Origin of the sequence: Thalassobium sp. R2A62, assembly GCF_000161835.1 — a bacterium.
In the GTDB taxonomy this organism is placed as follows: domain Bacteria; phylum Pseudomonadota; class Alphaproteobacteria; order Rhodobacterales; family Rhodobacteraceae; genus Thalassobium.
The window spans coordinates 3,189,445-3,213,764 of the sequence record NZ_GG697169.2; the positions used below are offsets into that span (position 1 = coordinate 3,189,445).

A 24,320-nucleotide genomic window follows, 5' to 3' on the forward strand; every position below is an offset into this window, starting at 1 on the left:
GAGGGCGGGCAGTCCGCCCTCGATGCTCAAAGGGAGGGTTCAGGATGGATCATTCAAAAGCTTTCACAGACCGCATTGAGGAAACGCTGATTGCAGGCATACTAGGTGCGATGACATTGATCACATTCGCAAATGTGGTGACGCGCTACGGCTTCAACCAAAACATTCTCTGGGCTTTAGAACTAACCGTCTTTCTGTTCGGCTGGCTTGTGCTTCTCGGCACGTCCTATGCGGTCAAAAAAGGCGCTCACCTTGGCGTCGATATTGTGGTCAATGCTTTGCCCCCGCAACCGCGCCGCATCATGGGTTTGGCAGCGGTGTTTGTGTGCATCTCATTCAGCTTGTTGATGCTGAAAGGCGCTTGGGATTACTGGGCCAATTTCGCCAATCTCCCAGGAACTGAGGGGCGCTGGTTTCCACTGGGCTTTGAAGAGAACTACCGCGGCAAAGGCTGGTACGAGGTCAACGACATCCCGCATCCCGCCATCCTGGGGTGGATGGAGGCGGTGTTCAACGAAGGCGAAGAATACGAAAAAATTCCACGTATGATACCTTACGTGGTTCTTCCTTTATCGATGGGGCTCTTGCTGTTGCGCTTTGTGCAATCAGGATGGGCACTCTGGATTGGTAAGACTGATCGTGTCGTTGCGAGCCACGAAGTTGAAGACGAGTTAGAAGAAATTCGTGACCAGATGCGGGGAGAAAACTAATGGAAGTTGTCATCCTTTTCACATTGGTCATCGGTCTCATGCTCATCGGTGTGCCAATCGCGATATCGCTCGGTATGTCGTCAGTACTATTTCTGTTAGTCTTTTCCGACAGTTCGCTGGCGTCAGTTGCCCAAACCCTCTTCAGCGCGTTTGAAGGCCACTATACGCTTCTCGCCATCCCGTTCTTTATTCTGGCATCCTCATTCATGACGACGGGGGGTGTTGCTCAACGCATCATTCGGTTCTCAATCGCCTGCGTCGGACACTTGCCAGGCGGTTTGGCGATTGCCGGGGTCTTTGCCTGTATGCTGTTTGCGGCTCTTTCAGGATCTTCGCCTGCAACTGTCGTGGCAATCGGAACCATCGTCATCGGTGGTATGAGTCAGGTGGGATATACCAAAGACTTTGCCGCAGGCGTCATCTGTACAGCAGGGACATTGGGTATCCTGATCCCACCGTCCATCGTGATGGTGGTCTATGCTGCGTCGGTTGAGGTTTCGGTCGGTCGAATGTTCCTGGCGGGGGTCATCCCCGGATTGCTCGCCGGTTTCATGCTGATGACGACCATCTATGTGATCGCAAGAATTAAGAATTTGCCCAAGGGTGAGTGGCAGGGTTGGGGCGAAATCCTCGCCTCTGGCCGCGAGGCGGGCTGGGGACTTTTCCTGATCGTCATCATCCTTGGCGGCATCTACGGGGGTATTTTCACCCCAACCGAAGCGGCCGCAGTCGCCGCAGTCTATGCGTTCTTCATCGCGACTTTCGTATACAAGGATATGGGGCCACTCGCTGATAGACAGGTGCGCAGCCTGTCAGCTGCGGCGGTGAATGAAACGCCGGGAAGCATACCCTTGCGTCACCGTCCTTGGGCCATCGTGACCGCGTTTTTCCATCCAGATACACAACGCACTTTGTTCGATGCCGGCAAGCTGACAGTCACGTTGCTGTTCGTGATCGCAAACGCGCTTATCTTAAAGCACGTTCTAACGGACGAACAAATCCCACAGCAGATCGCCAATGCGATGCTTTCTGCTGGTTTCGGGCCGGTCATGTTCTTGATCGTCGTCAACATCATCCTGTTGATCGGCGGCCAGTTCATGGAACCGTCGGGACTGCTGGTGATCGTAGCGCCACTGGTGTTCCCAATCGCGATTGAGCTGGGCATTGACCCGATCCATCTCGGCATCATCATGGTCGTCAACATGGAGATCGGTATGATTACACCGCCCGTTGGATTGAACCTGTTCGTGACTTCGGGAGTAGCCGGAATGCCAATGATGAGCGTTGTGCGCGCGGCACTACCATTTCTTGCAGTGCTCTTTGTCTTCTTGATTCTGGTGACCTATGTGCCGTGGATTTCGACGGTCTTGCCCAACACATTTATGGGCCCCGAGATCATTACGAAATAGACGTGACCATGCGAGCAAAAAACGGCGGTGCCAGTTTTGGCATCGCCGCTTTTCTTCTATATTTTGAGAAATCGAACGTACCGTCTTCGCCAAGCGAAGCAGCCATTCATACAGACTGCAGCATTGGTCAATATGGGCTCAAACCTGACCTTCGCTGCATAGCGTACCGATAGCAGTTATCCGGGGCCTTGTTGCCTATTTTCGTTGTTGCGTCATTGGCCGCTTTCGGAGCCCCGTTCCAAGAGCGCAAAAACGTTTAGGTCGGCGCATCCAATACGACCAAGTCTTTGCCGTTCTTTTGGTGCCTTACCAAAAGCTCGTTCACCTCTGCCCTTTTTGTGAACCGTGGCGCGTACTGTTGACCCAAACTTGCCTGCGGCTTCCAGCTCGGGGAAAATCTCAAAAATTTCGTTTAGCGCCTCTGTTGTTAATGCCTCAAGCGCATGAGGGCCCGCGTAAAGGCTCTGGGCAGGAGTTTCTGACGTCAGCACTTATGGGTCCAAATAGCGGTATTTGCTAAGAGAGTGTTTGTTGCTCATGCGTAGGCATTTGCTGCCACTGCAGCACAGGGCGCTGTGATCTCAGACCAGCCATCCGCTTCATTCCGCGAAACGACCACATCTTCACGTCCGAGGAAGGCCGATCCGAAAATATCTACCCGTACTGATCGGTGAGGGTTTCGACGTAATGTTCAAATTGCGCGGTATCACCACGTCCCAATTCGCGGCATGCTTTTGAACCCCTGCGGCCAGTCCTGATATTGTCTCATCGACGCTCATTTCGGATCGGAACACTAAAGAACACCCACAGTCGCTGACCTTGATCGAAAGGTCCGCGAATTTGTGGAAATAGGTTCCGGTCGTGGCGTGACGCACAAACGGCTCTCCCGATATCGCTTGGGGGACCCGATCAAAACTCGGGGCGGTTACCAGACAGATTTCAGTAAAGAAATTGCCCGCGAATTCTGGCGGGATCAGATTTTCTCCGGGACGGGCATCGGGGCTTTCGCGAATGACGGCAAGGTCTCCACAGCCAACGAGAGCCAAGACAAATAAGAAAACGGAAAATTTGGATTTCAACAGCCTGTAATGGTGAAACAGCTGTCTTGGACTGTCAACTCTGACCTAGGTTGCACCCCACGCCTGAACACACTCGTGTTCCGCCCCTTTTGTTTGGGGCGAATGCATCCTAGGTGTTACGGCGCAAACACCTGAGAGGAAGACCCAGTGAGCAACTTGGCCCAAATCGGCGTATACGGACTTGGAACAATGGGAAGCGCGTTGGCGTTGAACATGGCGGACAATGGCTTTGACGTGGCCGTTACAAACCGCGAAACCGATTGGATTGATGATTTTATCAAAGAGGGTGACGGTCTCTCGGGCACGCTCACAGGGCACAAAACGCTAGAAGATTTTATCGCAGGCATCCAAGCCCCGCGCACGATCCTCTTTATGATCCCGTCGGGCGCACCAATGGACGCCATGATCGAAACGGTTATGCCTTTGTTGTCCAAGGGCGACACCATCATCGATGGTGGCAATGCTGATTTTCACCTGACCCGTAGACGCAGCGCACTGTTGGCCGAGAAGGACCTGCATTTTGTTGGCATGGGGGTTTCTGGCGGTGAAAACGGCGCGCGCCACGGCCCATCCATGATGGTCGGCGGCACCGCAGACAGTTGGTCCCGCCTGAAACCGATCGCCTCTGCGATTGCCGCGAAATTCGAAGGCGACCCATGCGTGGACCACCTCGGCCCCGATGGCGCAGGCCACTTTGTCAAAACCGTGCACAACGGAATTGAATACGCCGACATGGAAATGATCGCCGAGGCGTACAAGCTATTGCGCTACGGTGCAGGCTGGTCCGCCGCTGATATCGGCAAGCTGATGACCGAATGGGACGCAGGTGCGTTGAAGTCCTACCTCGTCGAGATCACCGGCAAAACATTGCAGGAAACTGATCCTAAGACCGGCAAACCTGTCGTGGACATCATCCTTGATCGTGCAGGGCAAAAAGGTACTGGCCGCTGGACTGTGATCGAGGCGATCAAAATGGGACAATCTGCCAGCGCAATCGAAGGCGCCGTTGCAGCCCGTGCATGGTCCGCTGAAAAAGCCACCCGCGTCGCAGGGGCAAAAATCATCGGGGATGACCGCGAACAGCTGGATCTCAGCGCCACAGATTTGCACGATGCCCTGATGGCCGCACGCATCTTGGGCTATGCCCAAGGCTTCCGTATTCTGACGGCAGCCGCTGCTGAATTTGACTGGCCGCTGGACTATGCCCGCATTGCTGAAATCTGGCGCGCTGGCTGCATCATCCGCTCGGCCTTGCTTGATGACATCTCGGACGCTTTCCGCCAAGGCACACCTGAGGGCCAACTCTACCTCGCCCCGTCGATGGTCGAAAAACTCAATGACACTATTCCTGCCCTGCGCCGCGTCTGTATCGCGGCCATCGGCGGTGGTTATTCTGTGCCAGCCCTCTTTGGCGCGCTCGCCTTCTACGACACGATGCGCCAGTCGCGCGGTACGGCCGACGTCATTCAGATGCAACGCGATTACTTTGGCCACCACGGGTTTGAACGCGTCGATGCCGAAGGCGCACATCACGGCCCATGGTGGGATTAACTTAGGTTCCGCGTGGTTTCGCCCGCATTGTCGGGGCGGCTTCGCGCGGGTCTTCGGGCCATGGATGGCGGGGATAGCGCCCGCGCATGTCGCGGCGCACATCCTCGTAGGATGACGTCCAGAACCCCGGAATATCCATTGTCACCTGCAACGGTTTACGCGCGGGCGACAACAACGTGACCTGCAATGGGCGTCCGCCTACGGTCGGATGCTCTGTCACTCCGAACATCTCTTGCAAACGAACCTCGATGCTGGGCGCGTCGCCACTGTAATCAATCGCGACATTGCGCTGGGTCGGGGTCCGGTAATGGGCAGGCGCGATGCGGTCCAACCGTTGGCCCGCGTCCCAATCCAGCATTGCCGACAGCGCAACAAAGGGATCAAAACGCTTCCACCCATCCGCGCTGCGCACCCCGCGAAGATGCGGCAGCAACCAATCGTCCAGGGTGGCCATCAATGCGTCGTCCGACATGTCAGGCAACCCATCAACCAGCGCCACACGCGCCCGCAACAACGCCGCCTTGCCGGTGATCCGCAAACCCACCTCGCGCACACCGTCCAGCATGGCGCGGGCCACGGCCTCTTCATCCGCCTCTGTCCAATTGCGATCCTCTAACACCAGCGCGCCAAACCGTTCTTGCTGTCGGGTCAAAACCCGCCGCTCACGCTTGCTCCATGTGCAGACATCAGCCCAACCAATTTGATCTGCATAGAGACCGCGCAGCTCTGCCTCGCTGATCGAGACGGCTTGCCGAACTTTGGCTTCGCGGGCGTCACCATCCAGATCGACGGCGACAATCAATCGTTGCCCTGCCAGTCCGTCGGCACCGTCGAACACAGCACCCTTGCCGCCGCTCATCACATAGCGCGGTGCCTCGCCTTTGCGCCGCAGCCCGATGCGGTCTGGATAGGCCAGTGCGCACATCTCGGCGACACTGCCGCCAGCCCCCGCAGACACCATGCGCCGCAATCGTTTCGCCTCGTCGCGTACCCGTGCGACGGCTCCGCGATTGACCTCGCCTGCGACACGCTCGCCGCGCACAGCCTTGAGACGCAATCGCATATCAGACCCTGCACCGCGCACGACATCGCGCTCGTTCAAAAGCGCTGCAATCTCCGCGGCGTCTGATCCCGCACGCACCAGCATATGCGCGATCCGTGGGTGCAACGGCAGAGCCGCGACCGCCTCACCATGGGGCGTCATACGTCCCGCCTCTAGAACCCCCAGCATTTCCAGCAACCCGCGCGCCTCACGCAGTGTTCCCGCAGGTGGCGGTGTCAAAAACGCCAGATCATCCTCGGAGGCGCCCCAAACCGCCAATTCCAACGCCAGCCCGCTCAGGTCTGCCGCTTCGATCTCGGCAGGGGGATAGGCGTATAGCCCGCCTTCCTCGCCCTTGGTCCACAGCCGGTATGACACGCCCTTGGCCACACGCCCCGCACGGCCCGCCCGTTGGGTCGCCTCGGCGCGGGTCACCCGCTCGGTTACCAATCGCGACATGCCAGTGTTCGGATCAAACCGCGCCCGCCGCGCACGGCCTGCATCGACCACAACACGGACGTCTTCGATGGTCAGAGAGGTTTCGGCAATTGATGTCGCCAATACGATCTTGCGCCCCTCCGTGACCGGCGCAATCGCGGCTCGCTGATCCTTGAACGGCATGGCGCCAAACAGTGGACGCACGACACAGGCCTTGGGCAGCCGGCCCTCTAGCATCTTGGCCACGCGCCGGATTTCTCCCTCGCCGGGCAGGAAAACCAAAACACCGCCCTTTGTCTCGCAAACTGCCTGTTCGATCAGATCGGCACAGGAGGCTTCAATCCGTCCCTTGATCGGGGCATCCAGCCACTGTGTCTCAACAGGAAAGCTCCGGCCTTCGCTGGTGATGACAGGCGCGTTGTTCATCATGGCTGCGACAGGGGCAGCATCCAGCGTGGCCGACATCACCAAAAGCCGCAAATCATCGCGCAACGCGCCGCGCACTTCCCATGCCAAGGCGAGCCCTAGATCGGCATTCAGCGATCGCTCGTGAAATTCATCAAAAATCACAACGTCCACGCCAGACAATTCAGGATCGCTTTGCAACATGCGGGTCAGAATACCCTCGGTCACGACCTCGATACGGGTGGCCGCGCTGACCTTGGTGTCGCCGCGCATCCGGTAACCGACGAGTTCGCCAACTTGCGTGCCCAACTGTTGCGCCAACCGTTCTGCTGCAGCCCGCGCGGCCAAGCGGCGCGGCTCGAGCATGACAATCCGGCCTTCGCAAATCCCAGCTTGGAGGATCGCCAAAGGCACCCGTGTCGTCTTGCCTGCACCGGGGGGCGCTTGCAAAACGGCACAGCCCTGATCACGCAGGGCCGCAACCACGTCGTCCAATACCTCGTTGATTGGTAAGGGGTGCACCTGAGCCACTCAGAACAATTCCTCTAAAATCTGCGCCACTATTCTGCCGATGCTAACACAATGACATTGGGACGCGGCGTATCATTCTCTTTGACATCGCACTTTCACATTCGGGACGAAAGGCTCATAACCACAGCAGTAACCAGTTTGGGGGACAGATGGAACTCGACGCGCTTGTCACCGGTGTGCAATCCGGCAATCGCCGTGCTCTGGCGCGGGCGATCACGCTTGTTGAATCGGGCCGCGATGACCACCGTGCGCAAGCGACCGAGCTTTTGTCCCAACTCGGCACCGAGAAACACGCGCTGCGCATTGGTCTGTCCGGCACGCCCGGTGTCGGCAAATCCACCTTTATCGAGAGCTTTGGCCTCGCCCTAACCGCACGCGATCTGCGTGTGGCTGTCCTCGCTGTGGATCCGTCCAGCGCACGCTCGGGCGGTAGCATTTTGGGCGACAAGACCCGTATGGAGCGGCTCAGCCGTGATCCAATGGCGTTTATCCGGCCCAGCCCGTCACAGGCCGAAATGGGCGGTGTCGCCCGCCGCACCCGCGAGGCTGTCGCGCTGTGCGAGGCCGCTGGCTTTGACATCGTGTTGATTGAAACCGTCGGCGTCGGCCAATCCGAAACCATTGTCAGCCAAATGTCTGACGTCTTTGCATTGCTGCTGGCCCCTGCAGGTGGCGACGAACTCCAAGGCGTCAAGCGCGGCATCATGGAAATGGCCGACCTGATTTTTGTGAACAAGGCTGACGGCGATCTCAAATCCCAAGCGATGCGCACCTGTGCCGATTACGCTGGTGCGTTACGCCTCTTGCGCAAACGCCCCCAAGACCCGCGCGACTTCCCCAAGGCGATGACCCTCTCCGCGATCGAAGGCGACGGGCTAGACGCCGCATGGGCCGCGATCACCGAACTGGCCGCGTGGCGTCAGGACAACGGCGCATGGGATGATGCGCGTCGTGACCAAGCTCTGTTTTGGTTCCAAGAGGACGTGCGCAGCGGCCTCATGCAACGCATCCTTGCTGATCCAACGCTCGCCGCTCGCATGCAGGCATTGTCAGCCGAGGTTGCTGCAGGCACGACCGCGCCGTCGGTCGCCGCCGCGACCATTCTGAACGCTGATCCCACATGACAAAAACGCCCGCAGCCGACCGTCTCTTGGACGGACGGTTCTTGCGGGCGCATTTGGTTAACGGGCATTTACCACGATTGATCGCGACCTTTGATTTTCGCACGCCGCACCGCCAAGGCTTCACACCTGTCCGAGCCTCACGGGAATTCGCAAAACGCGGTTGGGCACAGCTTCATGTCACCTCGCGGCGCAACGATTGGTTCATTTCACCCGATACGGTCCTGCTCGAACATTGCCTTGCCGACATCAGCCGCCAGTTTGCCTACATTCACGCGCTTGGGTTTTCGATGGGGGGCTACGGCGCGCTGCGGTTCGCGGCCGCGATGCAGGCCCGCCGCGTGGTGATTGTTTCACCGCAGTTTTCGATCCACCCCGACGTTACACCCAATGATACCCGCTTCCACCAGCACGCGGGCGGTTTTGATCGCGCCCTTGGCGACCTGACACCTCATGCAAACGCGGGTCTCAATGGCGTCATGGTGGTTGATCCGTTCCTCGCGGCTGATTGGCGACACGCGCGCTGTATCACCGCGCTTTTCCCGGCTTTGCGAGCCGTGCGGCTAGGCTTTGGTGGACACCCAGCCGCCACGCTTTTGCGCGGGGCAGGGCACGCAGGCTTGATCCGCCGCGCGGCCCTCGATCCTGATGCAGATCTTTCTGAAGTTAACCGCGCTGACTGTGCCGCGAAACGCCAAAATCCTGAATATTGGCAACGGCTTGGCGCGTTTTCAGGGGCGCAACACCCGCACCTTGCAGACTGGGCCACAACGCAACACGGCCGCTTGACCCTATCGCAGGGTTCCGCCACACGTGGGGCGTAGGCCCGACCTGATGTCGAAACTCGGTGAATTCCGACAGGTTTGGGTTGACGCCTTGGCGGAATCCCCTTAATCCGCATGAACCGAATAACAGGGCCTAGCCGCGCGCGGGCCCTTTGCGTTTCAATCTGAGGCGCACACCGATCTAACCGGCCCGCTTCATTGCAAGGGCACAGTCAAAGGATGATACCATGTCGCGTCGTTGCGAATTGACCGGAAAAGGCCCAATGACTGGCAACAATGTCAGCCACGCCAAAAACAGAACTCGTCGTCGTTTTCTGCCTAACCTGCAGGATGTGACACTCGCATCCGAGACACTTGGCCGTTCGTTCAAGTTCCGCATCTCGAATGCAGCACTGCGCACAGTCGACCACCGCGGTGGCCTCGACGGCTTCTTTGCCAAGTCCAAAGACGTCGAGCTGTCCGATGCAGCTCTGAAAGTCAAAAAAGAGATCGCCAAAGCACAGGCTTAACTGCCTAGGGCCTCACCGGCTACCCGCTTTGTAGTCTAAAGAAACCCCGCAGCCCCGCGTTGCGGGGTTTTTTCATGCCGAAAACGCGGCCCCTCAGGCTGGTTCCGCCAACCCTCGCACCCCCGTCCCCCACGCGGGTGGGCGGCATAGGGGCAAGGGTAGAAATAGATGTTCGGGCAGGGGACTTACAAAATGTAATGCATATAGTTACACTGCTGGCGTGATCAAGGCCGATTCCATAAACGCCGCGCTAACAAAGCAGTGCGACAAACCCAGATTTTCCGACTTGCCCGGCGGTCGCCGCTTGATGCTTGTCGAAAAGAAGGAAACGTGCCTAAACGAAGCGCGTGGTGAACTAGCCAATGCTCAGCGGATCAAACGCCTGGTCGATGAACTGCCCAACGATGATCTGAAAAACCTGCGCATGATCTTGGGGCCTAATTCGACCAAGGGTTCAGTCACACGCGCCGAGATGCGTGAGAATATGAAGCGCGGGGTGGACAAGCTCGCAACTGAGGTTGCGACAAGTCTTCCTGCACGACAGGCGCCGACCACCATTCGAGCGCGCTCTTGGATTGATGGCTTGTCACCGTCAAGGTCCGAACAGAAAAAACCGTGCAAACGGTCTTGGGCGACAGGTGTCAAAGATCGGTATGATGCTGTCGTTGCGAACTTGAAAGAAGGGAAAAGTTGCCGCGTCGCGCCAAATCGCCCAGTGCGCATCTTCTGGAGCGAAGGGTCTTACTTTTTACCTCTCAACGAACACCTAACCTTCCTCAAACACGGCCACTATGGTCACCAGACCCCGATCCGAGAGCTAGCTCGGGTCGCTCTCGACACCCAAATCACCAAGCGATTTGCCGCCCGTGGTTATACCAAGAACCACGCTGAGGCAGACACCATTGCCGCCGCACAAATGGCGAGGCACCTAAACGATGATCAAGCGTCCGCGCTGCTCGACCTCGCACTCGAGCATCTTTATGTCATCTCCGACGTCGTGCTCGCGGCCCTCGTGCGCCGCGTTGTCACGCTCCGCATCCGTCAACTCAAACGCCTGATCATCCAGATCAAATCGCGCCTGCGCGTCACCGCGCGTCCTCCGCGCATCCGCTATTCCGCCGGGGTGTTTCGCTACCGTATGGCGCTCTTGGGTCTCACCCCGACGGGCACCCAGACACAGAACTCCGACATCGTTGCAGGGACCACTTCCCCCCTCACGCAACAAAAAATGATCGGAACTCTACATGTCAAAGCTCACCCTCGGACCCCGTCTGACCCGTGCGCTCAATGGCGAGCCTCTAGACGCGAATACACCCGCACCCACGCCCGCCGATGTGGACAAATTGCGCCTTATGGTGCAGCACGCGCTTGCCGCTTTGACCCCGCAAGACATGGAATTTGCAGGCCGGATCAAGGCAACCACAACGCACAAACGTCACTACACGATCAAGCCCAAGTTCGCGTTCGATTGGATGCCCATCTGGTTCGAGCTAACCGTGACCAACACGCAATCGTGGGAGCTTGAAATTGTCGGACCCGACCCCAACCCAGACGCTTGATGACGGCACATCCGTCCCACTGGTCGCGCCTGCGCAATTCATCAAGGCGCGCGTGCTCAAGGCCAACAAACTGACCCAAGACGCCCTCGCCGAGCGTCTTGGCGTCTCGCGCCGGACCATCAATGAATTGGTTGGCGGAAAACGTGGGATTTCAACGATGATGGCCTATAGGCTCGCTGCGTTTACAGCGTCGACGCCTGAATTCTGGCTCACCCTGCAAATGCAATATGACCTCGCCAGCCACCGCACCGAAGCGGCAGCTCTCGACATCACGCCGCTCTAGCTACAGGTCCGCTCGGCCCGACCCAGATACTCTTTGTAGCGCTTCCAGAACCGTTCGTCCGATGACCGGTCGCTCTGCCGCGTGTCTTGTGCGCGCTGTGGATCCTTAAAGAACCCCGCAACCCGCGACTGCTCGCTGCTGCTTAGGCTCTGGTTCGCGACCCGCTGAATGCACGAACACAGCGCACGGTTCGACGCCCGCCGGTCGCTCGTATTACATGCACTGGCCACAGGACCCGTTACCAAATTCGCCCGGCTGCCCGTGCTGCGATTACCGCCACAGGCTGCCAACGAGCACACCACTGCCAAAAGAACCAACTGCTTCATACTACCACCTCAATGCCCCCTCTTGATGTATCCCAAGTCTGCAGGGGCGGTTTGCCTGTCCCCAACCTAACGCAACCCGAACGAGTGGAAAAGGGGGCTTTGGCTCACAGCCGTGGCATCGGCAAAGACGCGCAGGGCGGTGGGGCAGGTTTAGTCTGTCACAGACAACCGACATCTCAGGTCATCCCCACATGGCCGCCCACGCCTCCCGCGGGGGCGGCCATGTGATCTTGGCCCCGCCAAGATGAGTCCTTTCGCTTGGTCCGTTCAATTATGTCAATTGGACGGGTTCAGTATGTCATCAACCGCCTTTGAGGGCTTTGTGGTCCGCGTAAGCAAGCCGCCGACCAACGCGCTCATGACTGGCATCCCTAACATCGTCCCGATCACGGCACTTCCAAGAACAATACTTGTGGGTATCGCCGCCTCAATAACATTTTCCGGAGACACGTAATCGCGGAATTTTGCGAACATAAGCGGTTTTGCTTGCTCCAACCATGTCTGCGCGTTCATCGCGTCCTTGTCGTTGGTCGCGTCTACATCTTCCGGCAGGATCGACATCAACTCGTCGAGGCTTGCACTCATGTCATCAAGCCATAACAGCAAACCTTTACGAACTTCTAGCTCAAGATGGTTGAGGCCGCGCACTTTTTCTCGGTGAGCTGCAATTTGTTCCGACAGCGCAGCAACGGACAGCGCAATTTGATCACGGTTCGAAGCAAGTTGCTGTTTGGTCAGGTTTTGAGGCCTAGCTCTGTTGTCCTCTTTTCTTCAGTGCTTGCAGGACTGACTCGTCCGTCCCGCAACGCCTCAATCACCTCATCGATATGCACATGTCCTTTCTCCCACTCGGCGTCCTCGATCCGGATCACCTCAAACGCCAGATCCCAATTGTCAAAGGTGCCATTCCACATGCCTTCGTAGAATTCGCGCCAGAATGTCCACGCGTCATTTGCAAACAAAAATCCGAGGAAGCCCCGATGGTTCTCGGCAATGATATCGGGAACATCCTGCTCGCCCCAAACGGGCGTTCGGATCAGCGCGGCATGATCCAAACTCGCATCTAAAGTTGTTGCGAAATCGGTGGCGAAATCGGCGGCAGAATTCACGGAATTGGTGGCGGAATTGGCAGAAATGGTGGTGAAATTGGTGGCGGAAAGGCAGTAATTGACGGCGGAAAAGACGGTGGAATCAGCGGTGGAATTCGCGGACCTGGTGGCGGAATTGGCGGCGGGATCGGCGGCTGCGCCCCAATCCATATCTGTAGGTTGGCCAGAGCCGCGACCCGCAGATATGAGTGTCGCTCGCAAGCTGGCCAGGGCAAGCGGTCCCTTGCTTGAGGCCTTGGATCGGCCAATTTCCGCAACGACCCGCAATGCGGCAAGGCTCGCCATCGCGCAGCGCATCTCAATGCTCTGGGTTTCGAACCACGCTTCCGCGCTGTTGAAATCCCTAAAATCCACCTCACTCACACCCAAAATCCCCCTTCCCCGCACCTGCGCCCCAACGACCCATTGACCAGCCTTCAAATCCCTTACATATCCCTACCATGACCGACCTCGCAAAAATCCGCAATTTCTCGATCGTGGCGCATATTGACCACGGGAAATCCACGCTGGCTGATCGCCTGATCCAAGAGACCGGAACGGTTATGGATCGCGACATGAAGGCCCAGCTGTTGGACAGTATGGATATCGAACGCGAGCGCGGCATCACGATCAAAGCGAACACCGTGCGCATCGACTATACCGCTGACGATGGCGAGGCTTATGTGCTCAACCTCATCGACACCCCCGGTCACGTCGATTTCGCCTATGAGGTTTCCCGCTCCATGCGCGCGGTCGAGGGTTCGCTCTTGGTTGTCGACAGTACCCAAGGGGTCGAGGCACAGACGCTCGCCAATGTGTACCAAGCCATCGATGCCGACCACGACATCGTGCCGGTCCTGAACAAGATCGACCTGCCGGCTTCTGATCTCGACCGTGTGGCGGAACAGATCGAAGACGTCATTGGCATCGACGCCTCCGGCGCCATCGCCGTGTCTGCTAAAACAGGGCAGGGCATCCACGAGACGCTCGAGGCTATCGTCAACGAACTGCCTGCACCCTTGGGCGACGTCGACGCCCCGCTCAAGGCCATGCTGGTCGACAGCTGGTACGACGCCTATCTCGGCGTCATCGTTCTGGTCCGCATCATCGACGGCCAGTTGCGCAAGGGCGACAAAATCAAATTCGTCTCGAACGGCACCGTCCACCCCGTAGACCGCATCGGCGTCTTCCGCCCCGAGATGGAGAGCATCGACGTGCTCGGCCCCGGCGAGATCGGCTTTCTCACCGCCTCGATCAAACAGGTCCGCGACACCCGCGTTGGCGACACGGTCACGCACCAGAAAAACGAAGTCACCCCGCTCGACGGCTTTAAACCCGCCCAGCCCGTGGTGTTCTGTGGCCTGTTCCCCGTCGACAATGCCCAGTTCGAAGACCTGCGCGACGCCATCGAGAAACTCGCTCTCAACGATGCGTCCTTTAGCTTTGAGATGGAAACATCTGCCGCCCTTGGTTTTGGCTTCCGCTGCGGCTTTCTTGGCCTCTTGCACCTCGAGGTGATCCGCGACCGGATCGAGCGCGAATACAACATCGAACTCATCACCACCGCGCCGTCCGTGATCTATCACGTCTACATGCGTGACGGCGAAATGATCGAACTGCACAACCCCGCCGACATGCCCGACCTCACGCTCGTCGACCACCTCGAAGAGCCGCGGATCAAAGCCACCATCCTCGTGCCCGACGAATACCTTGGTGACGTCCTCAAACTGTGCCAGGACCGCCGCGGTATCCAAGAGGACCTAACCTACGCAGGCTCGCGCGCCATGGTTGTCTATGACCTGCCGCTGAACGAAGTCGTCTTTGACTTCTACGACCGACTCAAATCCGTGACCAAGGGCTACGCGTCCTTCGATTATCAAATGATCGGCTACCGCGAGGACCGCCTCGTCAAAATGTCCGTCCTCGTGAACGAAGAACCCGTCGACGCGCTCTCGACCATGGTCCACTACGACCGCGCCGAACAGCGTGGCCGAGCCATGGTGGAAAAGCTCAAAGACCTGATCCCCCGTCACATGTTCAAAATCCCGATCCAAGCCGCCATCGGTGGCCGCGTCATCGCCCGCGAAACCCTATCGGCCATGCGTAAAGACGTGACCGCAAAATGTTACGGCGGCGACGCGACGCGTAAAAAGAAACTGCTGGAAAAGCAGAAGGCCGGTAAGAAGAAGATGCGCCAATTCGGTAAGGTCGATATCCCTCAAGAAGCTTTTATTTCCGCTCTCAAAATGGACAGCTAAAAGCTGCCCATTTTGAGAGTGCGTGCGGGTAAACGGTTTTGCAAATCAAAACTGTGGCCGGCACTCGGTGGCTGGGGGCTGGTACCATATTCCAATCTGGGCTAGAGTTTTCCTGTTGGGCTATTTCCCCAGCGGGCATACGGCTCAAAAAATGGATATAGAGAAGTATTTTGGTGAAATTTTTGAGACTGCTAAGTCTCATGCCTATGTTTTTGGCCAAGCCGTAGCCATATTCCTCTCCATCGGGTTAGCGCATATCTTCGGGTTCACTTTTTTGTTGCCTGACGGCATTCGACTTATCTGGGGCGGATCCGCCAGCTTGTCACTTTTGGGAATGTTTGCGGTTTTCTTTACGCTTAGCGCAATACTGTCTCGTATTTTGATACTGGCTATACACCCGACCCTTAGAGTGGCCCTTTATTTGTCACTAATCGCTAGATACGCTTCATCAAGGCGCAATTTCAGCCATTCTTTGAGCGAGAAAGTGATGTTATCTAGTCCAGTGACGAAGAGGAATAACCTTCCAGAGCACATATCGGCTTTGACTTATTCGCTGAACAAATGGTCGATAAGACTGATCAATAAACGAATGGTCCGAGCACATGTCGTAGGGATGTTTGTAACTCAACGGATTCAACCCAAAGGGGGGTTCTTTTTTGAATCGCCATGAGGCAGTAGTCTTTTTCGGGTTTACAACGATAATCCTGATGTGGACCGACTCACCGATTTGGATTGATGGAAGTCTTTTTTTCCGGGTTTAGTTTTTATCGGTGCGGCGTTGCTGGGCGTGTCTCCTATGAGCCAACTGGAGACTTGGAAACGAAACAAGAGATTGAAGCTGAACGCGGATCTATCGGTTCCGAAACTGGCGATCCCATATTGCACAACACTTGTTCTTTCGCTGTCGGCACTGTCAGGCTATCTGCGTCATCAACATCTTCTGTCGCTTCAAACAATTACCATTGCTGTGGAAGAGGAAACATCTGTTGGCAGAGTAGTTCAGAAAACGGGTTCTGGCAAAATATTGTTTGTCAACTCGGACTTATTTCCAGAACTCGGTACTTATCAATATCTGAGCGATGATCTCGGATATTCTTTGGTGCAAGATAACGATATTGAGCGAGCCATTTTCGATAGTATTATCCGAAACTAGAGCGCGACGAAAATGTAAGACATTAGGATTTGCTCCCCAGCCCGATCCCCACCGACACCGCGCTCGTAACTGAAAAGGGTCCTCGACCGTTTTCTCGGGCGATGCCCGATCGTCACTCGCCCTCCAACATCCGCTCCATCCGCCGGTAGACCGCCTCGATCCGGCGCCGTTCTTCGTCCAGCTTTAGCCCGTCCCATCTCTCTAGCATCTCGCATTGGTACACCGGCACCACCGACGCCACATTCCGCCCGTGGTTTGTCAGCCACAGCCGCCCGCCCATGTGCCGCACCCAGCCGATGTTATCTACCATTGTCCGCCCGAACTCGGACACGCTCAGTATTCTGTAATCCACCGTCATTGCGCTCTCCTGATCCAAAATATGCAAATTACGTAAAATCAGACCAAAATTACGCAAATTACATACAAATTTCCCGCGCGCCCTGTTAACAAACACCATGACTTGCCCGCTTTGCGCCACTGACGCCCCGCTCATTCAAATGCCCGTTTCGGGTCGGCCAGACGGCGCATCCGCCGCTGTTTGTGCGATCTGTGTGGACCAGATTGGCGGCACCCCCGAGGTCGATCATCTCCGCGCTTTGCCTTCGACCATGTGGTCCGAAGACCCCGCAATCCAAGTGCTCGCAGCGCGCCTCCTCACGGCCCTGAGCCACGAGGGATGGGCCCAAGACGCCGCAGACCAACTCTATCTAGATGACGAGACCCGCGCATGGGCCGATAACGTCGTCGCCAAAACCGACCACGCCGACGCCCACGGTGCGGCCCTGTCCACAGGCGACACCGTCGTCCTGATCAAGGATTTTCCGGTCAAAGGGGCAGGGTTCACCGCCAAACGCGGCACCGCCGTGCGCGGCATATCCTTGGTCCCCGACAACCCCGCCCAGATCGAAGGCCGCGTCAGCGGTCAACGGATTGTGATCTTAACCGATTTCGTGAAACGCAAACGATAAAAAAACTCAGCCTTATCATGCTCTTAACTGCCTGTTCGCCAGCTGAAAACGTGTCTGAGACGTCTTTTGGCAGTGCCGAAATTCTCGAACTGGGTGTCGACACTGCGCGCGTCATAGTCTTGGGGAATGGCTCTCAGACCGCCGCGAACTGGGGCGCGTTGCTCAGTTCGGCTGAATACGTCAATTCCCGTAATTATGAATATTTCCAGATACTTACAGGCGGACCTCAGGGCGTGGATACAGTGCTGTCCAGTCTCGATACGGTGGATTTTAACGCCCCGAATACACAAACCACCAGCGTTGTTCTGGCGATCAAACTGGCCAACCAACACGGTCCAGATACGCTGCGGGTCGTGGATGTACTTGAAACCCTTGGTTAAATTTCGAAATCAAAAACCAACAAATCGCCGCCACACATCTCGAACAGCCGTTTGCCAGCCGCCGCATGGTCGGCATCCACCAAATACCCGTCCCGCGCCGCAACGTCTTGAAAATAAATGGTAAATCCGTGGGTGTAGCCCTGTGCAAACCCCTCGGGTGATACATTCGTTCCCCAGTCCATCGCGATGATCCCTGGCACAGTGGTCTGCAATGCCATCAATGGCGCACGGACGTCTTCAAGCTGTTGATCTGAAAAGATTTCTGGCGTTTTGAACAGAACGATGTGACGGATCATTGATAACCCCTAGCGATTTTTTCGACGGAATGTGCGGCCCCAGACGTATCACCTTTGACACAACAAACGGAGGTCAAAATGCGCATCATTCTCGTTGGGTTTCTCTTTGTGATGAGCGGACTTTCGTTGCTGACCGTTGCGATGGCTCAACCCAGCCTGTTTTAGGCGTCAAGAAACGCGCGCACGGTCGCGTCGAACTCGCGAGGTTTTTCGGCGTGCAGCCAATGTCCGACATCAGGCAGCTTGGCAAAACGGGCGCGCGGGAACAGGCGTTTGATTTCGTCGCGATGCTCGGGCAGCACATAGTCTGACGCGCCGCCTGTCAAAAACAGTGTAGGCCCTTCGAACGATCCCTGCATCTTCGGAAAGCCGATGATCTTGTCCATTTCGGCGCGCAGCACTGGTAGGTTGAACCGCCATTCTCCGGCCTTGAGGTCCGCGCTTTGCAACAAGAAGGCTTTGACGTTTTCATCGACGTCCAGCCGTTCGGCAGCTTCAGACCGTTTGCTGACGCCGCTTAGATCCAACCGTTCCATCGCGTCGATCAGATGCGACTGCGTGTGTGAATAACCGATGGGTGCGATGTCAGCGATGATCAAACGTCTGACCAATTCGGGTCGGGTCAGCGCGAGAACCATTGCGCTCTTGCCGCCCATCGAATGTCCCAGAACGTCACTGGGCGCATCTACTGATCCCTCTAGGACCTGTGCCAAATCACCGGCCATATCGGGATAGCTGTTTGTATCAAAACGTGGGCTGGTGCCGTGGTTGCGCATGTCGACCGCCATAACACGGCGGCTGTCTGAAACGCGCTTGGCGATGGCACCCCAATTGCGCCCCGAACCAAACAGCCCATGAGCGATCAAAAGGTCAGGACGCTCTGTGCGCGCCCCATGTTCTATTGTGTTCAACATGCACCGTTTTTAGCAGGCCTGTGGTCAATGACCAGTGGTCTGGTTGAGCCGCCCTGCCGCCACGCATAAGGTTGCCCGATGGATAGCGTGACCCTAGACAAAACCGTGGAAGAACTGCGCCTCTTGATGCAGGAAAAACTGCGGCTTCGTGGGCGCAGTCTGGGGCGGCTCGCGGCCAAGGCGGGGCGACGGTTGCCCAAGGGTGTTCAGCGCGACGTCGAGACGCTGAGCGCGGCACAGATGCAGTGTCAAAACCCGAAATTGGCGCGCATGGTCGATACCTCGTCCGTGACCGCCGCACATACGCGGATCCGCGAACACCTAAAGGCGATCGATCCCAAAGAACGCCGCAAGACCAAGATGCTGAACATGCTTGGGTTGATCTCGTTTCAACTGATTTTTGTGGTGGTGGTCTTCATCGCATATGTTTGGTGGCGCGGCCTGATCTAACGAAAAACGCCCCGCCAGTTGGAACTGACGGGGCGCTGAAACCGCAAGTGGGCCGAGGCCCAATTCTTATAGGTTTGGATACAGCGGGAAGTTCGCGCACATGGCTGCAACTTCGGCGCGGACCTTGGCTTCGACAGCGTCGTTGCCGTCTTCGCCATTGGCGGCCAAACCGTCGACAACTTCGACAATCCAATCGGCGATCTGGCAGAACTCGGTTTCGGCAAAGCCGCGCGTTGTGCCCGCAGGGCTGCCCAAACGAATGCCGGACGTGACCATCGGTTTTTCTGGGTCAAACGGAATACCGTTTTTGTTACAGGTGATATGTGCACGGCCCAAGGCACGCTCGGTCGCGTTGCCTTTGACTTCTTTGGGGCGCAAATCAACCAGCATAACGTGAGTGTCTGTGCCGCCTGTGACGATGTCCAATCCGCCCTTCATCAGTTGATCAGCCAAGGCTTGGGCGTTCTTGATAACTTGCTCTTGGTAGGTCTTGAACTCGGGGCGCAGTGCTTCGCCAAAGGCCACGGCCTTGCCCGCAATCACGTGCATCAGGGGACCGCCCTGAATACCAGGGAAGATCGCCGAGTTGAATTTCTTTGCCAGATCTTCGTCATTGGTGACGATGATACCACCGCGTGGACCGCGCAGGGTTTTGTGTGTGGTCGATGTCGCAACATGTGCGTGCGGGAACGGCGACGGATAGAGACCCGCCGCAACAAGACCGGCAAAGTGCGCCATGTCGACGAAAAGATATGCACCGACGCTATCGGCAATCTCGCGCATACGTGCGAAATCGATGATGCGAGGAATGGCAGAGCCGCCAGCGATGATCATCTTTGGTTGATGCTCGGTGGCGAGCTCTTGGACCTGATCATAGTCGAGCAGGCTGTCCTGCTGGCGTACGCCATACTGGATCGCGTTGTAGATTTTACCGGACTGGTTCGGCTTGGCGCCGTGGGTCAGGTGACCACCTGCGTCCAGCGACATCCCCAGAATGGTATCACCGGGTTTGATCAGTGCTTGGAACACACCTTGGTTGGCTTGCGAACCCGAGTTGGGCTGAACGTTGGCGAACTGAACGCCGAACATTTCCTTGGCGCGCTCAATCGCGAGGTTCTCGGCCACGTCGACGTACTGGCAACCGCCATAGTAACGACGACCGGGATAGCCTTCGGCGTATTTGTTGGTCATCACGCCGCCCTGTGCTTCCATAACGGCAGCAGAGACGATGTTTTCCGAGGCGATCAATTCGATCTCGTCGCGCTGGCGACCTAGCTCTTGCTCCATTGCTTTTGCGATTTCTGGATCGCGAGAGGCGAGGCTTTCGTTGAAAAACCCGGTGTCTTTTGCGGCAGCGTTCATAAGAGTCTCCTGTGGCGCGTCATAAGGCATGCGGCCTTTTATATCAGGCAGCTCCGGTCGAAAAGGCTACAAAACGACCCACTTGGTGAGCGTTGCGCCAGTTAGCGGTAACCGATCGGCGACTTGCGTTTCCGATAGGCACAGGCAAAAGATGGGTGGGAACAAGGAGCTTCTTGATGAGCCGCACAAATATCGCATTTTGCGCCAGTACTGCAGACACCGCCCAAGAGGCGTTGGTCGCTCTCAATGCGCGGTACGGATCGGTGCCGCAAGACGAGGCGGACGTCATCGTGGCGCTGGGGGGCGACGGGTTCATGTTGCAGACCCTGCACGCGACCCAACATTTGGTGGCTCCCGTCTACGGGATGAACCGTGGCACGGTCGGGTTTTTGATGAACTCCTATCACGAGGACGATTTGGGCGACCGGTTGGCCGAAGCAATGGAAGAAGTCATCAACCCACTGGAGATGCGCGCAATCACCGCCGCAGGCGAAACTCACGAGGCGCTGGCGATCAATGAGGTGTCGTTGCTGCGCGCGGGACCGCAGGCGGCAAAGCTGCGCATCTATGTGGACGGCAAGCTGCGCCTAGACGAACTGGTTTGTGACGGTGCACTGGTTGCAACGCCGGCGGGTTCCACGGCCTATAACTATTCCGCACACGGCCCGATCATCCCAATCGGTTCGGACGTTCTCGCCCTGACCGCGATGAGCGCGTTCCGCCCGCGCCGGTGGCGTGGTGCACTACTGCCGAAACGCGCAGAAGTCCGCATCGAAGTGCGCGATCATCTCAAACGCCCTGTGATGGCCGATGCCGATAGCCGGTCGGTGCGGGACGTCGTCAGTGTCGAGATCAAGAGCGCGTCGGACGTCGAGCACCGCATTCTCTTTGATCCCGGTCACGGGCTCGAGGAACGTCTGATCCGCGAGCAATTTGTGTAATCGGAACTGGAGTTTCTCTGTTTCTGTCACGTAGACAGCGAGTGTAACAGTGGTGTCGCAGTTTGGACCCCTATTTTGTAAGGACTTGGGCGCCTGACAAACCATACACCCAAAAAGGATACGGGTTTCCCATATCTTTTTCCTCATCAGAGCAGACGGAAAGCATACTTTTTTAGGGGTCGTTAAAAACGCTCTCAAACCCCATTTTCGGTGTTGCAAACCCATACCGCATCCTGCCTATGCGCTCCGATATTTGATGTCTCCGCGCATCGGCAGGAAGCGGCCTTGCCCTCGTGTGTTCGTAACACCGGTGTTTTTTTAGATGGAGTTCATATCGAGGTTTTCCCACCAACTCTTGAGTTCTGCGGGATAGTGTTCTTGCAGGTACTTTTCGACCAGCACTTTGCGCTGAGGGGATAATCGAATGGGGTTCTTCCAGGGCTCAAAATCAATTCTTCATCTCCTTCACTAAATCCAAATACCTGCCGAAGCCTGTCTTTCGAACGTCTGCCGCCGCGGGCCTCTCAATAGCTCGTTGCATAGCGTTGAGTGACCCCAACGCCAGCCGCTTTATCCAAGACGTGATGCGCGCCGAAATCGACCGTGTTGGTGGCGTTTGTGTGATTTATACGCGCGCGGGCCATGACTATGTGCTGGTCTCTGTCAGTACCGATGGCAGAGCCCTGCCAGATGGCCCGAGCCGCACCACGTTCTTTGCAGCCCCTAAGGCGCTGCGCTCAGCGAATTAAAAGGAGGCGGGCAGGGGGACGTGTCCCCCTCGCCGCTGGTGCCCCTAGAGTTTAGCCGCCGGCGTATCCAAGCGTTTTGAGCGACACTTTGATCTCGTCTAGAATTGCGGGATCGTCGATGGTCGCTGGCATCTTGTAGTCTTTGCCATCCGCGATGCTGACCATTGTTCCGCGCAGGATTTTGCCCGAGCGGGTCTTGGGCAGACGATCAATCACAACGGCGAGTTTGAACGCGGCCACAGGGCCAATTGTGTCGCGGACACGTTGCACACATTCTTTGACGATATCAGTCGCTTCACGGTCAGTCCCTGCGTTCAGGCACAGGAACCCAAGTGGCAATTGCCCTTTGAGTTCGTCGGAAACACCGATGACTGCGCATTCTGCCACGTCTGGATGACCAGCGAGGACTTCTTCCATGCCGCCCGTCGACAGGCGGTGGCCTGCCACGTTGATGACGTCATCGGTACGCGCCATGATGTAGAGATACCCGTCGTCGTCTTTGTACCCAGCATCGCCTGTTTCGTAATATCCGGGAAACGTGTTGAGATAACTCTTCTTGAAACGTTCTTCGGCGTTCCACAGGGTTGGCAATGTCCCAGGAGGCAGAGGCAGTTTGATTGCAATCGCACCAAGCTCGCCATCGGCGACAGGGTGCCCTTCATCGCCTAGGATTTGCACGTCATACCCGGGCATCGGCACGGTGGGCGAGCCTAGTTTGATCGGCAAAAGCTCGATGCCGACAGGGTTGCCCGCAATGGTGTAGCCCGTTTCCGTCTGCCACCAGTGATCGATGATCGGCTTCTTAAGATGATGCTGCATCCATTCGATGGTGTCGGGATCGGCCCGTTCACCCGCAAGGTAAATATTCTCGAGCGCGCTTAGGTCGTAGTCTTTGATCAACTCGCCCTTGGGGTCGACGCGTTTCACAGCACGAAAGGCTGTCGGCGCTGTAAAGAAACAGCGGACCTTGTGTTCTTCGCACACACGCCAGAACGTGCCAGCGTCAGGGGTGCCCACGGGTTTGCCCTCGAACACAATCGTTGTGTTTCCCGCGATCAACGGGGCGTAGCAAATATAGCTGTGGCCCACGACCCAACCCACGTCAGAGGCGGCCCAAAATACGTCGCCAGGATCGACGTTGTAGATGTTCTTCATCGTCCAGTTCAGCGCCACAAGGTGACCTGCTGTTGGGCGAATAACGCCCTTGGGTTGGCCCGTCGTGCCTGACGTATAGAGGATATAGGCAGGGTGATTGCCCTCGACAGGCACACAGTCCGCCGAGGGCGCTGCTTGGGTGATTTCCTGCCAATCAAAATCGCGGCCTTCGATCAAATCGCAGGGCTGTTGGTCGCGTTGCAGCACAACGGTAAAGTCGGGCTTGTGCGTGGATAGTTCGATCGCGCCGTCCAGCAGTGGTTTGTAGGCGACGATGCGTCCCGGCTCGATCCCGCAGGACCCCGCGATGATCGCCTTGGGTGTGGCGTCGTCGATACGCACGGCCAATTCATTGGCCGCAAAACCACCAAACACAACCGAATGGATTGCACCTAGGCGCGCACAGGCCAGCATGGCCGTCAGGGCCTCGGGCACCATTGGCATATAGATGATGACACGGTCGCCTTTGGTGATGCCTTTGTCGCGCAGCGCACCCGCCAGAGCAGCCACATCATCACGTAGCTCGGCATAAGTGATATCGCGTTTAGTGTCGGTGACGGGGCTGTCGTAAATGATCGCTGTGCGGTCACCGTGACCTGCAACGACATGGCGGTCTACTGCGTTGTAGCAGGTGTTGACCCGCGCATCGGTAAACCATTCATAAAGTGGCGCGTTGTCGGAATTCAGCGCACGGCTGGGGGGCGTGTCCCAATCGATAGCCTGTGCGTGCTGCATCCAGAATGCTTCTGGATCGGATTGCCAGCTGGCGTAGACATCTGCGTAGGTCATGATGGTCTCTCCCCCTCGTCATGCCCCTTTGTGTTAAGTGGGCAGAGACGTAGGGGCAAGACGTGCGGC

The 24,320-nt window shown here is 57.1% G+C and carries 26 protein-coding genes; 16 read left to right on the top strand and 10 right to left on the bottom strand.

Translation table 11 applies throughout. The annotated features are described in order from the left end of the window. Positions 1–44 precede the first annotated feature (44 nt). Together TR2A62_RS15925 and TR2A62_RS15930 are read left to right on the top strand one after the other, a co-directional pair. The gene (locus TR2A62_RS15925; protein ID WP_009160005.1) at positions 45–710 is read left to right on the top strand and encodes a TRAP transporter small permease; all 666 of its coding nucleotides are present in this window, start codon (positions 45–47) and stop codon (positions 708–710) included. After that, complete coding sequence (locus TR2A62_RS15930; protein WP_009160078.1) at positions 710–2,119, top strand: TRAP transporter large permease; 1,410 nt, start codon at positions 710–712, stop codon at positions 2,117–2,119. The genes TR2A62_RS15925 and TR2A62_RS15930 overlap by 1 nt, the downstream gene beginning before the upstream one ends. A gap of 623 nt (positions 2,120–2,742) precedes the next feature. On the opposite strand, the gene TR2A62_RS18585 is transcribed toward TR2A62_RS15930, so the two are convergent. Next, positions 2,743–3,198 (bottom strand): hypothetical protein, encoded by a 456-nt coding sequence (locus tag TR2A62_RS18585; protein WP_009158629.1) that lies wholly within the window; start codon positions 3,196–3,198, stop codon positions 2,743–2,745. 147 nt (positions 3,199–3,345) lie between these two features. On the opposite strand from TR2A62_RS18585, the gene gndA reads away from it, so the two are divergent. Next, positions 3,346–4,749, top strand: a complete 1,404-nt coding sequence (gene gndA / locus TR2A62_RS15945) for an NADP-dependent phosphogluconate dehydrogenase (protein WP_009159294.1) — start codon at positions 3,346–3,348, stop codon at positions 4,747–4,749. A 1-nt stretch (position 4,750) separates the two neighbouring features. On the opposite strand, the gene hrpB is transcribed toward gndA, so the two are convergent. After that, positions 4,751–7,165 carry an ATP-dependent helicase HrpB gene (hrpB, locus tag TR2A62_RS15950; RefSeq protein WP_009160053.1) on the bottom strand — a complete coding sequence of 805 codons (2,415 nt, stop codon included), beginning with the start codon at positions 7,163–7,165 and terminating at the stop codon, positions 4,751–4,753. Between the two features lie 149 nt (positions 7,166–7,314). Here hrpB and meaB point away from each other — a divergent pair, with 149 nt between their 5' ends. The 5 genes from meaB to TR2A62_RS15975 all read left to right on the top strand — a co-directional run bounded on the left by meaB (position 7,315) and on the right by TR2A62_RS15975 (position 11,422). Continuing rightward, on the top strand, positions 7,315–8,289 hold the full coding sequence (gene meaB, locus TR2A62_RS15955) for a methylmalonyl Co-A mutase-associated GTPase MeaB (RefSeq protein ID WP_009157876.1): 975 nt from the start codon (positions 7,315–7,317) through the stop codon (positions 8,287–8,289). Next, positions 8,286–9,110 (top strand): hypothetical protein, encoded by an 825-nt coding sequence (locus TR2A62_RS15960; RefSeq protein ID WP_009158455.1) that lies wholly within the window; start codon positions 8,286–8,288, stop codon positions 9,108–9,110. Before meaB ends, TR2A62_RS15960 begins: the two co-directional genes overlap by 4 nt. 188 nt (positions 9,111–9,298) lie before the next feature. After that, complete coding sequence (gene rpmB, locus TR2A62_RS15965) at positions 9,299–9,580, top strand: 50S ribosomal protein L28 (protein ID WP_009160037.1); 282 nt, start codon at positions 9,299–9,301, stop codon at positions 9,578–9,580. A 307-nt stretch (positions 9,581–9,887) separates the two neighbouring features. Further along, on the top strand, positions 9,888–11,105 hold the full coding sequence (locus TR2A62_RS15970; protein ID WP_009159691.1) for a hypothetical protein: 1,218 nt from the start codon (positions 9,888–9,890) through the stop codon (positions 11,103–11,105). 2 nt (positions 11,106–11,107) lie between these two features. Further along, positions 11,108–11,422, top strand: coding sequence for a HigA family addiction module antitoxin (locus TR2A62_RS15975; protein WP_009157685.1), 315 nt, complete (start codon positions 11,108–11,110; stop codon positions 11,420–11,422). Here TR2A62_RS15975 and TR2A62_RS18250 read toward each other — a convergent pair. The 3 genes from TR2A62_RS18250 to TR2A62_RS15985 form a co-directional block, all read right to left on the bottom strand. Then, a complete protein-coding gene (locus TR2A62_RS18250; protein ID WP_009159094.1) occupies positions 11,419–11,748 on the bottom strand; it encodes a hypothetical protein in 330 nt (109 codons plus the stop codon). The two genes, TR2A62_RS15975 and TR2A62_RS18250, sit on opposite strands and share 4 nt — an antisense overlap. Positions 11,749–12,024: 276 nt before the next feature. After that, positions 12,025–12,396: a hypothetical protein gene (locus TR2A62_RS15980; protein ID WP_150103516.1), complete on the bottom strand. Its 372-nt coding sequence runs from the start codon at positions 12,394–12,396 to the stop codon at positions 12,025–12,027. An 86-nt stretch (positions 12,397–12,482) separates the two neighbouring features. Further along, positions 12,483–13,220, bottom strand: a complete 738-nt coding sequence (locus TR2A62_RS15985) for a hypothetical protein (RefSeq protein WP_009159266.1) — start codon at positions 13,218–13,220, stop codon at positions 12,483–12,485. A gap of 77 nt (positions 13,221–13,297) precedes the next feature. On the opposite strand from TR2A62_RS15985, the gene lepA reads away from it, so the two are divergent. From lepA to TR2A62_RS16000, 3 genes are all read left to right on the top strand, one after another. Beyond that, entirely contained in the window at positions 13,298–15,094 is a 1,797-nt protein-coding gene (gene lepA / locus TR2A62_RS15990; protein ID WP_009158211.1) for a translation elongation factor 4, read from the top strand. Between the two features lie 67 nt (positions 15,095–15,161). Beyond that, the gene (locus TR2A62_RS15995) at positions 15,162–15,764 is read left to right on the top strand and encodes a hypothetical protein (protein ID WP_223296129.1); all 603 of its coding nucleotides are present in this window, start codon (positions 15,162–15,164) and stop codon (positions 15,762–15,764) included. A 126-nt stretch (positions 15,765–15,890) separates the two neighbouring features. Further along, positions 15,891–16,247 (top strand): hypothetical protein, encoded by a 357-nt coding sequence (locus TR2A62_RS16000; RefSeq protein WP_150103518.1) that lies wholly within the window; start codon positions 15,891–15,893, stop codon positions 16,245–16,247. Between the two features lie 112 nt (positions 16,248–16,359). Here the strand turns inward: TR2A62_RS16000 and TR2A62_RS16005 are convergent, their stop codons facing one another. Next, positions 16,360–16,605: a hypothetical protein gene (locus TR2A62_RS16005; protein ID WP_150103519.1), complete on the bottom strand. Its 246-nt coding sequence runs from the start codon at positions 16,603–16,605 to the stop codon at positions 16,360–16,362. Between the two features lie 97 nt (positions 16,606–16,702). Here TR2A62_RS16005 and TR2A62_RS16010 point away from each other — a divergent pair, with 97 nt between their 5' ends. Next, positions 16,703–17,215, top strand: coding sequence for an alkylphosphonate utilization protein (locus TR2A62_RS16010; RefSeq protein ID WP_009159400.1), 513 nt, complete (start codon positions 16,703–16,705; stop codon positions 17,213–17,215). Positions 17,216–17,232: 17 nt separating this feature from the next. Further along, positions 17,233–17,595, top strand: a complete 363-nt coding sequence (locus TR2A62_RS16015) for a hypothetical protein (protein WP_040820876.1) — start codon at positions 17,233–17,235, stop codon at positions 17,593–17,595. On the opposite strand, the gene TR2A62_RS16020 is transcribed toward TR2A62_RS16015, so the two are convergent. Both TR2A62_RS16020 and TR2A62_RS16025 read right to left on the bottom strand, forming a co-directional pair. Continuing rightward, positions 17,592–17,891 carry a Dabb family protein gene (locus tag TR2A62_RS16020; protein WP_009159724.1) on the bottom strand — a complete coding sequence of 100 codons (300 nt, stop codon included), beginning with the start codon at positions 17,889–17,891 and terminating at the stop codon, positions 17,592–17,594. The two genes, TR2A62_RS16015 and TR2A62_RS16020, sit on opposite strands and share 4 nt — an antisense overlap. Before the next feature lie 161 nt (positions 17,892–18,052). Beyond that, positions 18,053–18,805: an alpha/beta fold hydrolase gene (locus TR2A62_RS16025; RefSeq protein ID WP_009158660.1), complete on the bottom strand. Its 753-nt coding sequence runs from the start codon at positions 18,803–18,805 to the stop codon at positions 18,053–18,055. A gap of 78 nt (positions 18,806–18,883) precedes the next feature. Here TR2A62_RS16025 and TR2A62_RS16030 point away from each other — a divergent pair, with 78 nt between their 5' ends. After that, entirely contained in the window at positions 18,884–19,255 is a 372-nt protein-coding gene (locus TR2A62_RS16030; RefSeq protein ID WP_009157893.1) for a hypothetical protein, read from the top strand. 66 nt (positions 19,256–19,321) lie between these two features. Here TR2A62_RS16030 and glyA read toward each other — a convergent pair whose 3' ends face one another. After that, the gene (glyA, locus tag TR2A62_RS16035; RefSeq protein ID WP_009160766.1) at positions 19,322–20,617 is read right to left on the bottom strand and encodes a serine hydroxymethyltransferase; all 1,296 of its coding nucleotides are present in this window, start codon (positions 20,615–20,617) and stop codon (positions 19,322–19,324) included. Between the two features lie 176 nt (positions 20,618–20,793). Between glyA and TR2A62_RS16040 the strand changes: the two genes are divergently transcribed. Further along, positions 20,794–21,558, top strand: a complete 765-nt coding sequence (locus TR2A62_RS16040; RefSeq protein ID WP_009158326.1) for an NAD kinase — start codon at positions 20,794–20,796, stop codon at positions 21,556–21,558. Positions 21,559–22,103: 545 nt separating this feature from the next. After that, positions 22,104–22,307, top strand: a complete 204-nt coding sequence (locus TR2A62_RS16045) for a hypothetical protein (RefSeq protein WP_009158411.1) — start codon at positions 22,104–22,106, stop codon at positions 22,305–22,307. A gap of 51 nt (positions 22,308–22,358) precedes the next feature. Here TR2A62_RS16045 and TR2A62_RS16050 read toward each other — a convergent pair whose 3' ends face one another. Beyond that, complete coding sequence (locus tag TR2A62_RS16050; protein ID WP_009157373.1) at positions 22,359–24,251, bottom strand: propionyl-CoA synthetase; 1,893 nt, start codon at positions 24,249–24,251, stop codon at positions 22,359–22,361. Between the last annotated feature and the right edge of the window lie 69 nt (positions 24,252–24,320).

Bases quoted from the DNA above. Each gene is read 5' to 3' on its own strand.
- TR2A62_RS15925 (WP_009160005.1), top strand. From the start codon at position 45: ATGGATCATTCAAAAGCTTTCACAGACCGCATTGAGGAAACGCTGATT.
- TR2A62_RS15930 (WP_009160078.1), top strand. From the start codon at position 710: ATGGAAGTTGTCATCCTTTTCACATTGGTCATCGGTCTCATGCTCATC.
- meaB (WP_009157876.1), top strand. From the start codon at position 7,315: ATGGAACTCGACGCGCTTGTCACCGGTGTGCAATCCGGCAATCGCCGT.
- TR2A62_RS15960 (WP_009158455.1), top strand. From the start codon at position 8,286: ATGACAAAAACGCCCGCAGCCGACCGTCTCTTGGACGGACGGTTCTTG.
- rpmB (WP_009160037.1), top strand. From the start codon at position 9,299: ATGTCGCGTCGTTGCGAATTGACCGGAAAAGGCCCAATGACTGGCAAC.
- TR2A62_RS15970 (WP_009159691.1), top strand. From the start codon at position 9,888: ATGCTTGTCGAAAAGAAGGAAACGTGCCTAAACGAAGCGCGTGGTGAA.
- TR2A62_RS18250 (WP_009159094.1), bottom strand. From the start codon at position 11,748: ATGAAGCAGTTGGTTCTTTTGGCAGTGGTGTGCTCGTTGGCAGCCTGT.
- lepA (WP_009158211.1), top strand. From the start codon at position 13,298: ATGACCGACCTCGCAAAAATCCGCAATTTCTCGATCGTGGCGCATATT.
- TR2A62_RS16000 (WP_150103518.1), top strand. From the start codon at position 15,891: ATGAGCCAACTGGAGACTTGGAAACGAAACAAGAGATTGAAGCTGAAC.
- TR2A62_RS16005 (WP_150103519.1), bottom strand. From the start codon at position 16,605: ATGACGGTGGATTACAGAATACTGAGCGTGTCCGAGTTCGGGCGGACA.
- TR2A62_RS16010 (WP_009159400.1), top strand. From the start codon at position 16,703: ATGACTTGCCCGCTTTGCGCCACTGACGCCCCGCTCATTCAAATGCCC.
- TR2A62_RS16015 (WP_040820876.1), top strand. From the start codon at position 17,233: ATGCTCTTAACTGCCTGTTCGCCAGCTGAAAACGTGTCTGAGACGTCT.
- TR2A62_RS16020 (WP_009159724.1), bottom strand. From the start codon at position 17,891: ATGATCCGTCACATCGTTCTGTTCAAAACGCCAGAAATCTTTTCAGAT.
- TR2A62_RS16025 (WP_009158660.1), bottom strand. From the start codon at position 18,805: ATGTTGAACACAATAGAACATGGGGCGCGCACAGAGCGTCCTGACCTT.
- TR2A62_RS16030 (WP_009157893.1), top strand. From the start codon at position 18,884: ATGGATAGCGTGACCCTAGACAAAACCGTGGAAGAACTGCGCCTCTTG.
- glyA (WP_009160766.1), bottom strand. From the start codon at position 20,617: ATGAACGCTGCCGCAAAAGACACCGGGTTTTTCAACGAAAGCCTCGCC.
- TR2A62_RS16040 (WP_009158326.1), top strand. From the start codon at position 20,794: ATGAGCCGCACAAATATCGCATTTTGCGCCAGTACTGCAGACACCGCC.
- TR2A62_RS16050 (WP_009157373.1), bottom strand. From the start codon at position 24,251: ATGACCTACGCAGATGTCTACGCCAGCTGGCAATCCGATCCAGAAGCA.